The sequence below is a fragment of the Pseudomonas sp. GM79 genome, assembly GCF_000282495.1.
Lineage (GTDB): Bacteria > Pseudomonadota > Gammaproteobacteria > Pseudomonadales > Pseudomonadaceae > Aquipseudomonas.
In genome coordinates this window covers 24,016-36,684 of sequence record NZ_AKJE01000013.1, presented here as the reverse complement: position 1 = coordinate 36,684, position 12,669 = coordinate 24,016, and the positions used below count along the sequence as shown (strand labels likewise).

General features: G+C 59.2%; 14 protein-coding genes. 1 reads left to right on the top strand and 13 read right to left on the bottom strand.

Features of this window, described 5'->3' with window-relative positions:
• Positions 1-13: 13 nt before the first annotated feature.
• Positions 14-889: an SMP-30/gluconolactonase/LRE family protein gene (locus PMI36_RS26620; RefSeq protein WP_008067803.1), complete on the bottom strand. Its 876-nt coding sequence runs from the start codon at positions 887-889 to the stop codon at positions 14-16.
• A 128-nt stretch (positions 890-1,017) separates the two neighbouring features.
• On the bottom strand, positions 1,018-1,734 hold the full coding sequence (locus tag PMI36_RS26625) for a FadR/GntR family transcriptional regulator (RefSeq protein WP_007903969.1): 717 nt from the start codon (positions 1,732-1,734) through the stop codon (positions 1,018-1,020).
• A 248-nt stretch (positions 1,735-1,982) separates the two neighbouring features.
• On the opposite strand from PMI36_RS26625, the gene PMI36_RS26630 reads away from it, so the two are divergent.
• Entirely contained in the window at positions 1,983-2,855 is an 873-nt protein-coding gene (locus tag PMI36_RS26630; RefSeq protein WP_008067800.1) for an esterase/lipase family protein, read from the top strand.
• A gap of 58 nt (positions 2,856-2,913) precedes the next feature.
• Here PMI36_RS26630 and PMI36_RS26635 read toward each other — a convergent pair whose 3' ends face one another.
• The 11 genes from PMI36_RS26635 to fabF all read right to left on the bottom strand — a co-directional run bounded on the left by PMI36_RS26635 (position 2,914) and on the right by fabF (position 12,569).
• Complete coding sequence (locus tag PMI36_RS26635) at positions 2,914-3,474, bottom strand: DUF1285 domain-containing protein (RefSeq protein ID WP_008067797.1); 561 nt, start codon at positions 3,472-3,474, stop codon at positions 2,914-2,916.
• 16 nt (positions 3,475-3,490) lie between these two features.
• On the bottom strand, positions 3,491-4,096 hold the full coding sequence (locus PMI36_RS26640; protein ID WP_007903975.1) for a DUF4823 domain-containing protein: 606 nt from the start codon (positions 4,094-4,096) through the stop codon (positions 3,491-3,493).
• A gap of 217 nt (positions 4,097-4,313) precedes the next feature.
• On the bottom strand, positions 4,314-5,282 hold the full coding sequence (locus PMI36_RS26645; RefSeq protein WP_008067796.1) for a GTP 3',8-cyclase MoaA: 969 nt from the start codon (positions 5,280-5,282) through the stop codon (positions 4,314-4,316).
• Between the two features lie 139 nt (positions 5,283-5,421).
• A complete protein-coding gene (locus tag PMI36_RS26650) occupies positions 5,422-6,060 on the bottom strand; it encodes a TetR/AcrR family transcriptional regulator (protein ID WP_008067794.1) in 639 nt (212 codons plus the stop codon).
• A 394-nt stretch (positions 6,061-6,454) separates the two neighbouring features.
• Positions 6,455-7,246, bottom strand: coding sequence for a TatD family hydrolase (locus PMI36_RS26655; protein ID WP_008067792.1), 792 nt, complete (start codon positions 7,244-7,246; stop codon positions 6,455-6,457).
• A 14-nt stretch (positions 7,247-7,260) separates the two neighbouring features.
• Positions 7,261-7,617, bottom strand: coding sequence for a PilZ domain-containing protein (locus PMI36_RS26660; protein WP_008067789.1), 357 nt, complete (start codon positions 7,615-7,617; stop codon positions 7,261-7,263).
• Positions 7,618-7,660: 43 nt separating this feature from the next.
• On the bottom strand, positions 7,661-8,647 hold the full coding sequence (locus tag PMI36_RS26665) for a DNA polymerase III subunit delta' (RefSeq protein ID WP_008067787.1): 987 nt from the start codon (positions 8,645-8,647) through the stop codon (positions 7,661-7,663).
• A complete protein-coding gene (gene tmk, locus PMI36_RS26670) occupies positions 8,640-9,272 on the bottom strand; it encodes a dTMP kinase (protein ID WP_008067785.1) in 633 nt (210 codons plus the stop codon). Before tmk ends, PMI36_RS26665 begins: the two co-directional genes overlap by 8 nt.
• Positions 9,273-9,291: 19 nt before the next feature.
• Positions 9,292-10,506 carry an endolytic transglycosylase MltG gene (gene mltG, locus PMI36_RS26675; protein WP_008067784.1) on the bottom strand — a complete coding sequence of 405 codons (1,215 nt, stop codon included), beginning with the start codon at positions 10,504-10,506 and terminating at the stop codon, positions 9,292-9,294.
• A 3-nt stretch (positions 10,507-10,509) separates the two neighbouring features.
• Complete coding sequence (gene pabC / locus PMI36_RS26680) at positions 10,510-11,325, bottom strand: aminodeoxychorismate lyase (protein ID WP_008067782.1); 816 nt, start codon at positions 11,323-11,325, stop codon at positions 10,510-10,512.
• A complete protein-coding gene (gene fabF / locus PMI36_RS26685; protein ID WP_008067780.1) occupies positions 11,325-12,569 on the bottom strand; it encodes a beta-ketoacyl-ACP synthase II in 1,245 nt (414 codons plus the stop codon). Before fabF ends, pabC begins: the two co-directional genes overlap by 1 nt.
• Positions 12,570-12,669 lie beyond the last annotated feature (100 nt).

The window sequence follows — 12,669 nt, the reverse complement described above, 5'->3', positions numbered from 1 at the left end:
CATATTTTGGGATTTACCCAGCGAATCGCTGACAGGCTTTTCCGGGCACATCTACTCGAATCGATAACAGCGCGCCGTCCAACGGGTGATTGAGCGGGCTTGCGGCGCTGGTGATGTACAGGGTTTTGAAGTCTTCGCCACCGAACACGCAACTGGTGGGACGGCTGACCGGCAGTTCGATCACCCGATCCACATAACCATCCGGGTTCAGCCTGAGCAGACAACTGCCATCCCATCGGGCATTCCATACATAGCCCTCGGCATCCATCGCCGAGCCATCGGGGCCACCACGTTCGTGGGGGCCAAACCAGACATAGGCGGTGTCCAGGTTGCCGTCGGTATGGATGAAATGTCGGTAAAGCGTGCTGTCGAGGCTGTCGGCGAAATACAGGGTTGTGCCGTCGTCGCTCCATAGCAACGTGTTGGGGATGCCTAATCCTCGTAGCAGCGGCGTAACCCGAGCATCGCGGTCGATGCGAAACAGGCCCCCCGAGCGGCGCACGACGGGTAAATCTTCGCCCTGCTCACCGATGTTGTTTTGCATGGTGCCCAGCCAGAGCCGGCCCTGGGCATCGCAGCGGGCTTCGTTGGGGCGATTGCCGGGTTGCGGATCGGCCACGCAGAACAAGGTCAGCCGAGGTTCCAGGCCTGGGGAAGCCAGGTCCAGCCGATAAACCCCACTGCTCAATGTCACCAGGGCATCGCCGCTTTCGCAGGGGATGAATGCGGACACGTGTTCCGGCATCTGCCAGATTTCCACGTTGGCGCCGATCAGCCTCAGCGCTTGCTTACCCGCGATATCTACCCAATACAGCGCCTGGGTCGGAGCATCCCAAAACGGGCCTTCGCCGAGTTGCGCACGGTGTCCGGTAACCGCAGTCCACGTCATGAAACCTCCTTTTTATTGCTTTTATGTGGGAGCGGGCTTGCTCGCGAAGAGGCAGTGACATTCACCATCTCTGTCGCCTGACACATCGCCTTCGCGAGCAAGCCCGCTCCCACAAGGGTTCTTTATTGTTAGCTGGCCTTCTTGTCGGCCATGACTTGCGGGTAGAAGCGTTTGATCGCCAGGTCCGCGTTATCGATCAGCGTCATGCAGGCCCACACACCCCGCGCGGCATCCCGGGCGGCGATGGCGTCGGCCATGTCTTTGTGGATTGGCAAGGTTCGGCGCAGTTCGTCCGGGTCGGCGGCAGACACTTCGAAAGACACTGCCAGCAACGCGCCGAGGGCCGGGACCATTTGTTCGATGAATTGATTGTGGCTGGCGGCGAGGATGCACTCGTGGAAGAACTGGTCGGCGCGGTTGTAATCGACGCCGCTGTCCACTGCCCGTTCCAGCGCGTTATAGGCCTGGAGTACGGCTTGCACTTGTTCCACCGTCGCCCGCTCGCAGGCCCAGCGCACCGCCATGGGTTCGATGGTGCGGCGCAGGTCGAGCAAATCGTCGACGAAGTTTTCCGGCAAGCCGCTGCGCGACAACCAGCCGACGACTTGAGGATCGAAGAGATTCCAGCGACGCACCGGCAATACGCGTGTGCCGACCTTCGGCCCGACTTCAAGCATGCCTTTGGCCACCAGGGTTTTGATGGCTTCGCGGATGACCGTACGACTGACACCGAGCTGCTCGCCCAAATCGGCTTCGACCTTGATGGTTTCGCCGGGCTTTACCTGGCCGGCAGCAATCCAGCACCCCAGCCAGTCGACCGTCGACGCATGAAAACTGCTGGACATGGGCACCTCGTCGACCGGTGATAAAAAACAAACGACACAACGCCGTTCGCGATGGGTGTCCACGCTAATCATCATATGATTGGGTGTCAATTGGATTTTCAGATGCCTCGCCATACGGACACAGCTGTTCGTCCGAATCCTGCTCGAAGCGCTTTGATCCCATCCACTTTGTAAACTACGGTTAGCCGCAACAGATCAGGCAGTCAGCGGTCTGTTCCCCTTCAAATCCGCTATCGATAGGTATGAACATGGACATGGATGCGTCTACGAAATACCCCATTGTGTTGGTTCACGGTCTTTTCGGCTTCGATAAAATCGCCGGTTACCCTTACTTCTTCGAAATCGAGGAAGCCCTTGAACGCGCCGGTGCTCAGGTGTTTGCGGTCAATATTCCAGCCGTCAACGGCAATGAGGAACGCGGTGAAAAACTGCTCGAGCACGTCAACCGCATTTTGCTGGAAACGGGAGCTGCCAAGGTCAATCTGATCGGCCATAGCCAAGGCCCTCTGGCTGCACGCTACGTAGCAGCGCTGCACCCGGAAAAGGTCGCGTCGGTCACGTCGGTCAGTTGCCCCAATCATGGCTCCGAGATTGCCGACCAATTGCATAAGGCGCTGACGCCCGGAGAGTTGCCCGAAGCATTCGTACTGGCGCTATTGGGCGCGGTCGGCACCTTCATTTCGTTGATCAGCGGCCACCCGGAAAATCCCGTGGACCCTCAAGCGGCATTCGAATCGCTGACCAGCGCGGGATTGGCTGCCTTCAATCGCAAGTACCCGCAAGGGGTGCCAAAGGTTTGGGGCGGCGAAGGCAACGAAATCGAAAACGGCGTGTATTACTACTCCTGGAGCGGGATCGTGCAGAACTTCCAAAGCCTGCAACTCCTCGACCCGACCCATTTGAACTGTAAAGTGCTGTCGAAGTTGTTTTACAAGGAGGAGCACGCCAACGATGGATTGGTCGGCCGCTACAGCTCTCACTTGGGCAAAGTGATCCGCTCGGATTATCCCATGGACCATTTCGACGCAGTCAATCAGATGGCAGGGATCAACAGTTGGAACGTGAGCCCGGTCATGCTCTACCTTGAACATGCCGCCAGGCTCAAGAGCAAAGGTTTGTAAGCCCAAAAAAAACGGCCCGTTGCAATAACGGGCCGTTTCGTTGCCAACGCTCAATCGACTATGGCTCAAGCCCGATCGGGAAGAATTCGCCACCGCTCCACACGCCCAGCCAACGCTGCCCGTCGATTTCACGACTCACCGCCAGCTCCACCAGTTGGTAGAACACATTGCGGTGGATCAGCGCTTCAAGGTTGGTGCGCACATGCACGTACGGCGCGGGTTCCTGAGTCACCGGATCGATCACCACGCGCATAGGGTGCTCGGCGCCGGCATCGGCCGTTTCATCGACGTTGGTGGTAAAGCGCAAGACCTGGGCTTCCCCCTCGCCTTCGACCTCCACGGCAATCGCCACGAACGGCGCGTCGTCGACCTTGATGCCAACCTTTTCGACCGGGGTAATCAGAAAGTAATCATCGCCGTCGCGGCGAATGATGGTGGAGAACAGCTTGACCATCGGCTTGCGCCCGATCGGCGTGCCCAGGTAATACCAAGTGCCGTCGCGGGCGATGCGCATGTCGATGTCGCCGCAGAAGTCGGGGTTCCACAAGTGGACCGGCGGCAAGCCCTTGGTTTTGGGGATTTGCCCCAACAGATCGTTGGCTTTTTGCGGGCCACTCATGGCGTTCTCCTTTGAATTACTGGTCGCTGAGCCCCAGCAGGCTACGAGCGTATTGCTCCAGCGGCGGGCCCAGCAAGTCTTCTGGCTTGTTGTCGTGGAACGTCAGTAAACCGCCACGACTCTTGATACGTGCAGTATCAATCAAATACTGGGTGCTGGTCTCGATCAACATGATCTGAATCACGCCGTTGTCGATTCCGAGGCGATCCACGTGTTCCTGGTCGAGCCATTCGTCCGAGTTGCCGATGCGGTCGTCGGCCTTGGCGAAACGCGTGTACAGCAGGTAATGGGCGCCGGCGGCACGGGCTTCGCCCATGGCAGCGTCAAGGCCTTCCGGCGCGCGGGCGCGGCGGACCATCGGGAAATATTCGATAAAGCCGTTGAAGGCCTCTTCGGCCACGACGTTAGGTCGCGGGTAGGCATTGCCCGGCGGCACGAAGGCACCTTGGGCGATGTAGATGAACGAGTCCGGCTGAATGCGGAAGTTATTCACGCGACGGCTGTCGCTGTGGTCCAGCAGGCCGGCGTCGCTCATGTGGTAGCGAGTCCCTTCGGCCATATCGCTGACATTCATGCAGCCACCAAGCGCCAAAACGGCCAGCAGCAAAACCAGGCTACGCATCCTACCCTCCAGAGGCCGGTGACGGAAAACCGGCGAATGGCCATGGGATGCAGCTTCCGCGCCAGCTCAATGTACAGGGGATGTGTCGGGTGTTTTTGGGGTGACTGGAAGATGGCTATCGCGGGCAAGCCACGCTCCCACAGGTCATCTGTCGGTCACAGTTTCTGCATCCGACAGATGACCTGTGGGAGCGTGGCTTGCCCGCGATGAGGCCCGATCAGCCGCCAATAATCTTCATGATGGTAGCGCCACCGGAGAACGCCACTTCCTGCTTGTCGCCCAAGGCTTTGACCAGCAGTCGCTGCAACGCCGGCAGCGCCTGGTGACGAGGTTTATCCAACAAATCGCCGACATAGTGACGATTGCTCGACGACAGGCAGCCATGCAACCAACCTGTAGACGACAAGCGTAGACGCGAACAGGTGCGGCAAAACGGAACGCTTTCGTTGGCGATCACGCCAAAGTGGCCCAGCCCCGGAATCTGGTAACGCACCGCCGTGGCATCGACTGGCGCATCGGCCTGAAGGTACTCGTAGCGTTCGCCGATCAGGCTCAGCAACTGCTGAAGGCTGACGAACTGTTGCAGGAAGGCGTTGGAGTCGCTGGCCAAGTGGCCCATGCGCATCAACTCGATAAAGCGCAACTCGTAGCCGCGCTCCAGGCAGTAGTCGAGCAGCGGCATTACCTGATCAAGGTTCTGCCCACGCAGCGGCACCATATTGACCTTGATCTTCATGCCGGCCGCAGCGGCCTGGTCCATGCCGTTGAGGACGGTCGCCAGATCACCACCGCGCGCAATGCTGCGAAAGGCGCTGGCATCCAGGGTATCGAGGGAAACGTTGATGCGCCGAATGCCGGCATCCACCAGCAGTGGCAGCTTCTTCGCCAGCAACTGACCATTGGTGGTCAGGCTGATGTCCGCCAGGCCCATCTGCCCGACGGCAGTCATGAAGGCTTCGAGCTTGGGACTGACCAATGGCTCGCCACCGGTAATGCGCAAGCGCTCGATGCCCGCCGCCTCGATCAGATAGGCCACGCCGCGTGCCATGGCCTCGGCCGACAACTCATCCTGCGCAGCCACCAGCCGCTTGCCGTTGGGCACGCAGTAAGTACAAGCGTAATTGCAGGCTGAGGTCAGACTGATCCGCAAATTGCGAAAACGCCTGCCTTGACGGTCAACGATCATGGATCACTCCGGCGAAAGAAGATTCGAACACGCAAAACTTGACTCACAAATCAAGTTTTAGCAAGCCCTATGCCTGAGTATATTCCTGCGGTACTGCGCCATGTAGCTAAATCATGGCGCAACAAGGCAACTGACGGGTTCAGTTGCTCGGCGTGTCGGTATCGCGTTTGCGCTTGTTGCCCATGCGCACGCCGATGTCCATCAGGAACTGGAAGAAACCTTCCTGATCTTCCAGCACATTGCTCCAGAACGGCGAGTGATACAGCGCCACCGCGCCATGCACCAGAGCCCAGGCCGCGCAGTAATGAAAGTAAGGCGGCACGTCTTCGAGCTTGCCTTCGCTGATCCGGCCCTTGATCAGCAGGGTCAGGCGCTCGAAGTTCGAGGCGCGGATCTTGTGCAGTTCCTCGACCATCTCCGGCACCTGGTTGCCCTTGACCACCTTTTCTTCCAGGCGATCGAACAACCGATAGCGTTGCGGGTCGCGCATGCGGAATTCGAAGTAGGCCCGGGACAGGGCTTCCTTGTCCTTATCGACATCGGCGGAATGCAACAGCTCGTTCAAATCGCGCTCGTAATCGAGCATCAGGCGCAGATAGATCTCCGCCTTGGATTTGAAGTGCTTGTAGATCGTGCCTTTGCCGATACCGACGGCATCAGCAATCATCTCGACGGTGACACTGTCTTCACCTTGGTCGAGGAACAGCTTGAGCGCGGTATCGAGAATTTCTTGCTCGCGGCGACGAAACTCACGGACCTTACGAGGTTCTTTATGCATAAGAAAAGGTCTGTAGGGGTCAAAATTCGAAGCCGCGTATTATGCCTAACTTACGCCAAAATGCACGGATCATCCGACCATATCTGTGTTTCTTGATGAATTCGCGCCACCTTGAGGGTTGATGAGAACTCAACCGAAGCGCGCGTATTCCAAATTTGTTTAAAAACCCGACCAGCTAAACTGGACTCGGCGCAATACTGATCAATACTTCAACTGTCGGCGAGGCATCTCCCCCAAGTGTCGCGCCGATGAAGGTACCAACGGATTGCGTGCCTTTGTTTTACTCCTAATGGTCTTAACCCGGATTCCCCCCCCAGAACCCGGGTTTTTTTTGCCTGTGATTCAGCGGCCAAAGCCCCATAGGTGCCGCCGAAGGCTGCGATTTTTTCTAACGTTACACCGGCGCCCTGACGTGCGCCAACGGGAACAAACGCTTGAAATTCTCGGTGGTTTGCTCGGCAAATCGTTCGTAAGACTCACCTCGCAGCATTGCCAGAAATTCCGCTACCTCGCGTACGTATTGCGGCAGGTTCGGTTTGCCGCGATAAGGGATCGGCGCCAGGTACGGCGAGTCGGTCTCCACCAGCAACCGGTCAGCCGGTACCTTGCTGGCCACATCCCGCAGGGCATCGGCATTGCGAAAAGTGACAATACCGGACAACGAAATGTAATACCCCATGTCCAGCGCAGCCTTGGCCATTTCCCAGTCTTCGGTGAAGCAATGCAGAACGCCTGCCTGAGGCAACGCCGCCTCGCGTAGCAGCTCGAGGGTGTCGGCCCGGGCGCCACGGGTATGGATGATCACTGGCTTACCGGTTTGCCCAGCCGCTTGCAGGTGCAGACGGAACGACTCCTGCTGCAACGCTGCCGCCTCCGGTTCGTAGTGATAATCCAGACCGGTTTCACCGATCGCCACCACCCGCGGATGATTGAGCTCGCGCAACAGCCAGTCCAGCGCGGGCGCAGCACCCGGCTGCACATCGAGCGGATGCACGCCCACCGAACAGTCGACATCGTCGTAACGTTCGGCCAGCGCTTTGACGTCAGCGGCGTTATCGGCGCTGACGCCAATGCACAGGAAGTGCCCTACCCCACGCGCACGGGCCGCATCGAGCGCGGCATCCAGGGAACCGTCGTGGGCGGTGAGGTCGAGGCGATCAAGGTGACAATGGGAATCTACGAGCATAAAAGGGCTGCAACTTACATCGTATGAGTGGGACGGTCGGACTTCAGGGCTCCGGCCAGATGGGTTTCGATTCGACTGCGCGCGGTGTCGTCGCCTTCGTTGAATTGCACGCCAACTCCGGCGGCGCGATTGCCCTGGGCACCTTTGGGGGTGATCCAGGTAACCTTGCCGGCGACCGGAATCTTTTCCGGTTCGTCCATCAGGTGCAGCAGCATGAAGACCTCATCGCCCAACTTGTAGCTTTTGTTGGTCGGGATAAACAGGCCACCGTTCTTGATGAACGGCATGTAGGCCGCGTAGAGCACGGCCCTGTCCTTGATGGTCAAGGACAAAATGCCATTGCGCGGCCCCGGACTGATGGGTTCGTTCATGTTGACCTCCACTGTCTGATGATCAGAGTCTAGTGTCAGACGGTCACTTCTGGGTAGGCAAGGATACCCATTGCACCAACAGCGCCTCTAGCAACAACGCAGGATTGAGGTTGGCTTTGCTCATCACTTTCTGCCGCTGGGCGAGAATCCAGTCCTGGATATTCAGGACTTTGTCCTGAGCGGATTTCTGCGCCAGGTATTGAATCACTTTGCGCATGTCCGCCAACCCCAGCCCGGCTTCATCCTGAGTCAATTGATAACGCAGGATCAGGCTCGACCAGTCGCAGAACCAGTCGAACAGCAGCAACATGGGAATGGTTTTCCACTCCTCGGCCAACTGGGTCGGCGATTGCTGGTGCTTGAGCAACTTCTTCACGCCCTCGACCACCAGAGCCCGCTGCTCGCGCACGCCTTGTGCCTGCAATTTGACCGCGGCCAATGGCGAACCGGCGGCGAGGGTAAGCAGCTCAATGCGCTCTTCTTGCGCACAATCCGGCAAAGCGCTGGCCAACCAGGCCAGACTCATGGCTTCGCTTGGCAATGGACAGGCTTGCTGCACGCAACGGCTCTTGATGGTTGGCAACAGACGACTGGTCTGGTGGCTGACCAACAGCAAAACAGTATCGCCGGACGGCTCTTCAAGGCTTTTCAGCAAGGCGTTGGCGGCGTTGATGTTCATCGACTCGACTGGCTCGATCAGCACCACTTTGCGCCCGCCCATCTGCGCGGTCTGAACCACGAAGCTGACCAGATCACGAACCTGATCGACCTTGATCGCCTTGTCTGCTTCTTCCGGCTCCAAAATGTAATTGTCGGGGTGACTGCCAGCCTTCAGCAGCAGACAGGATTTGCACTCACCGCAGGCGTCTTGGGCGGTCGGGCGCTGACACAACAAATGGGCCATCAGACGCTCGGCCAGCGCGCGCTTGCCAATCCCGGCCGGGCCATGCAGCAAATAGGCATGGGCGTGCTGGGCACGGCCGGCCAATTGCTGCCAAAGACTGTCCTGCCACGGATAGGCTTCAGCCACGGGTCAACTCCAGCAGACGTGGCAACAAGGCATCCAGAGACTGCTGAACCTGTGCCAGCGGCTGAGCGGCATCCACCAGGACATAACGCGCAGGATCCGCTTTGGCACGCTCGAGGAAGGCAGTGCGCACCGCATCGAAAAACGCTCGGCCTTCGAGCTCGAAGCGGTCCAGCCGACCGCGGGCGCTGGCGCGGGCCAGACCCACTTCTACCGGCAGATCGAAAATCAGCGTCAAGTCCGGGCGCAAATCGCCCTGGACGAATGTTTCGAGGGTCGCAATGCGCTCCAGCGACAAACCGCGCCCACCGCCCTGATAGGCATAAGTCGAATCGGTAAAGCGATCGCACAGGACTACCGCGCCACGGGCCAGCGCCGGACGGATCACCTCGGCCAGATGCTGGGCTCGCGCGGCGAACACCAAGAGCAGCTCGGTATCGGGGTTCATGACCTCATCGACCGGGGCCAACAGCACGTCGCGAATCCGCTCAGCCAGGGGCGTGCCGCCGGGCTCCCGGGTCAACACCACCTCGATCCCGGCGGCGCGCAGACGCTCGGCCAGGTATTCGCGATTGGTGCTCTTGCCGGCACCTTCCGGGCCTTCCAGGGTAATAAACAAGCCAGTCACAGGCAGTCCTTAGTCAGAGTCATTGCGGGCTTTGCGGCGCGGGCGCATCCGCTTCGGGTGCTGGCGCAGATTCTTGTGTGGGATCTTGTACGGGATCTTGCACAGCGTCTTGCGGCGCTACTGGCGGCATTTCTTCGGGCGCCGTATTGGGCGAAGCCGCCGGGATTGGCGCCTGGGCATCCTCCGTCGACGGCGTAACAGTCGGCGCAGGGCTGGACCGGTAATCGGCACGTCGATTGATCTGGAACTCGCGCACCGCATTGTTGTGGGCGTCCAGATCATCGGAGAACACGTGGCTGCCATCACCGCGCGCGACAAAATACAGGCTGTTGCCGTCCGCCGGATTCAACGCCGCATGGATCGCTTCGCGGCCCACCATCGCAATCGGCGTCGGCGGCAGGCCGGCAATAATGTAAGTGTTATACGGCGTCGGTTCCTTGAGATGAGCGCGGGTCAGCTTGCCGTTGTAACGATCACCCAAACCATAAATCACCGTTGGATCGGTCTGCAACAGCATGCCCATCTCCATGCGCCGCACGAACACGCCGGCGATCTGTCGACGCTCCTGCGGCACACCGGTTTCCTTTTCCACCAGCGAGGCCATGATCAGCGCCTGATAGGGCTCAGTGTAAGGGACGTCGGTAGCGCGCTGGTTCCATTCCTTGAGGAGGACCTCATCGAGGCGGTCGTAAGCTTTCTTGAGCAGATCGGCGTCGGTCATGCCGCGCACGAAACGATAGGTGTCGGGGAAGAATCGCCCTTCGGGGAAAATCCCGCTGTGGCCGAGTTTGTCCATCACTTGGCTGTCGCTGAGACCGTTCAGGGTCTGTTCGAGTTTTTCATCCTTGGCCAGGGCCGCGCGAACCTGATGAAAATTCCAGCCTTCGACCAGCGTCAGACTGTATTGCACCATTTCTCCGCGCTTCCACAGGTCGATCAGCCCATTGACTGTCATACCAGGCACCATGCGGTATTCGCCGCTGTGCAATGGTTGCCCTGCCAGATTAAAGCGCCAATACACGCGCAGCCAGAAAGCGTCTTTGATGACGCCATCGGCTTCGAGTCGAAGGAAGGTACGGTTTGGCGTAGTGCCTTTGGGCACTTCCAGCAGCTCTTCCTGGGCGATGTTCAGCGGCTGTTCCAGCGCCGAATCGATTTTCCAGGCGCAAGCACCGGCCAACAGCCCCGCCAGAACCAATCCGGTTTCCAGCAGCAGCAAGAATTTACGTCTCACGAATCAAGCATCCAGTAGCGCACGGGCAATGGTTTGGAGTTTACGGGTGAGCGGCCCAACCGGCCAGCTCAGTGCGGCATAGGCGCGCACCGGCCAAACGCCATACACGCTGTTGCAGACAAAGACCTCGTCAGCCCATTGCAGCTGCTCGAGGGTGATATCGGTGATTTGCGTGGGAATCCCCAATGACTTGGCTTGAAACAATAATTCGGCGCGCATCACGCCCGCCACGCCACAGCGTTTGAGATTGGCGGTCACCAGCACGCCATCGCGTACCAGGAACAGATTACTGAACACGCCTTCGATCACCCGCCCGACCTGATCCAGCATCAAGCCTTCGGCATGCTCGGTGTCCTGCCATTCGGAACGGGCAATGACCTGCTCCAGACGATTCAAATGCTTGAGACCGGCGAGCAATGGCTGTTTGGAAAGCCGTGTTGCACAAGGAAACAGACGAACGCCCTGCTCCGCATGAACAGCCGGATAAGCCGAAGGAGGATTGCCTTGCAGAATGCGCCGAGCCTGAGCCGAGGGATCGATGGCGTAACCGCGCAGGCTGTCGCCGCGGGTGAGGATCAGTTTGAGTACGCCCTCGCCCAGCGCGGCGGCATAGGCCAGCAGCTCTGCACGGATCAGTTGATGATCAGCGGCAATCGCCAAGCGCGAACACCCCTCCGCCAGACGCGACAGATGTCGATCCAGCAGCAGCGGCTGCCCGCCCCTGACCGCAACGGTTTCGAACAGACCGTCACCGTAAGCCAGGCCGCGATCCTTCAGCGACAAAGCGTCAGCCGGTTGACCGTCGACCCAGCTGTCCATCAGTCAGCGAACCGGCGGAACACCAGCGAGCCATTGGTACCACCAAATCCGAAGGAGTTGGACAGCACGACGTCGATATCCATGCCACGCGCGGTGTGGGGTACGAAGTCGAGGTCGCAGCCTTCGTCCGGCTCATCGAGGTTGATGGTCGGCGGTGCTACCTGGCTGTTGATTGCCAGCACGCTGAAAATCGCCTCGACCGCGCCCGCCGCACCCAACAGGTGACCGGTCATGGACTTGGTCGAACTGACCGCCAGCTTGTAGGCATGATCGCCGAACACGGATTTGATGGCACAGGCTTCGGCGAGGTCGCCAGCCGAGGTCGAAGTGCCGTGAGCGTTGATGTACTGAACCTGATCGCTATTGATCTTCGCATCGCGCAGGGCATTGGTGATGCAACGCGCAGCACCCGCGCCATCGGCCGGTGGCGAGGTCATATGGTAAGCATCGCCACTGGTGCCGAAACCGATCAACTCGGCGTAGATGGTCGCGCCACGGGCCTTGGCGTGCTCCAGTTCTTCGAGCACCAGTGCGCCGGCGCCATCGGACAGCACGAAGCCATCACGGCCCTTGTCCCATGGACGGCTGGCGCGGGTCGGCTCGTCGTTGCGGGTCGATAGTGCGCGGGAGGCACCGAAGCCGCCCATGCCCAGACCACACGCGGCCATCTCGGCACCGCCGGCGATCATCACGTCGGCTTCGTCGTACATGATGTTGCGTGCCGCCATGCCGATGCAGTGTGTACCGGTAGTACACGCGGTGGCGATGGCGTAGTTAGGTCCCTGTGCCCCCAGATGGATGGACAGGAAACCGGAAATCATGTTGATGATCGAGCCAGGCACGAAAAACGGAGAAATCCGTCGTGGGCCGGAATCATGCAGTGTGCGGCTGGTCTCTTCGATATTGGTCAGGCCGCCAATACCCGAACCCATGGCCACGCCGATCCGCTCGCGATTGGCGTCGGTGACCTCAAGGCCTGCGTTACGCACGGCTTGAAAACCTGCAGCCAGACCATATTGAATGAACAGGTCGAGTTTGCGAGCTTCCTTGACCGACAGGTATTCCTCGACATTGAAGCCCTTTACCGAGCCGCCAAAACGGGTGGAATAGGCAGAAAGGTCGGTGTGTTCGATCAGACCAATGCCACTGCGGCCAGCCAGAATGCCCTGCCAGCTGCTCGGCACATCCGTGCCCAGTGGCGACAACATACCCATACCGGTGACTACGACGCGTCTACGCGACACAGCACTCTCCTTTTTCAAATGACGACTTTGCATCAGGCCTAAAGAAAAAACCGCACGCCAGGATGGCAGTGCGGTTTTTCCATGACAGCGAGCGACGACT

Coding starts and splice junctions, on each gene's coding strand:
- PMI36_RS26620 (WP_008067803.1), bottom strand. CDS start 889: ATGACGTGGACTGCGGTTACCGGACACCGTGCGCAACTCGGCGAAGGC.
- PMI36_RS26625 (WP_007903969.1), bottom strand. CDS start 1,734: ATGTCCAGCAGTTTTCATGCGTCGACGGTCGACTGGCTGGGGTGCTGG.
- PMI36_RS26630 (WP_008067800.1), top strand. CDS start 1,983: ATGGACATGGATGCGTCTACGAAATACCCCATTGTGTTGGTTCACGGT.
- PMI36_RS26635 (WP_008067797.1), bottom strand. CDS start 3,474: ATGAGTGGCCCGCAAAAAGCCAACGATCTGTTGGGGCAAATCCCCAAA.
- PMI36_RS26640 (WP_007903975.1), bottom strand. CDS start 4,096: ATGCGTAGCCTGGTTTTGCTGCTGGCCGTTTTGGCGCTTGGTGGCTGC.
- PMI36_RS26645 (WP_008067796.1), bottom strand. CDS start 5,282: ATGATCGTTGACCGTCAAGGCAGGCGTTTTCGCAATTTGCGGATCAGT.
- PMI36_RS26650 (WP_008067794.1), bottom strand. CDS start 6,060: ATGCATAAAGAACCTCGTAAGGTCCGTGAGTTTCGTCGCCGCGAGCAA.
- PMI36_RS26655 (WP_008067792.1), bottom strand. CDS start 7,246: ATGCTCGTAGATTCCCATTGTCACCTTGATCGCCTCGACCTCACCGCC.
- PMI36_RS26660 (WP_008067789.1), bottom strand. CDS start 7,617: ATGAACGAACCCATCAGTCCGGGGCCGCGCAATGGCATTTTGTCCTTG.
- pabC (WP_008067782.1), bottom strand. CDS start 11,325: ATGGACAGCTGGGTCGACGGTCAACCGGCTGACGCTTTGTCGCTGAAG.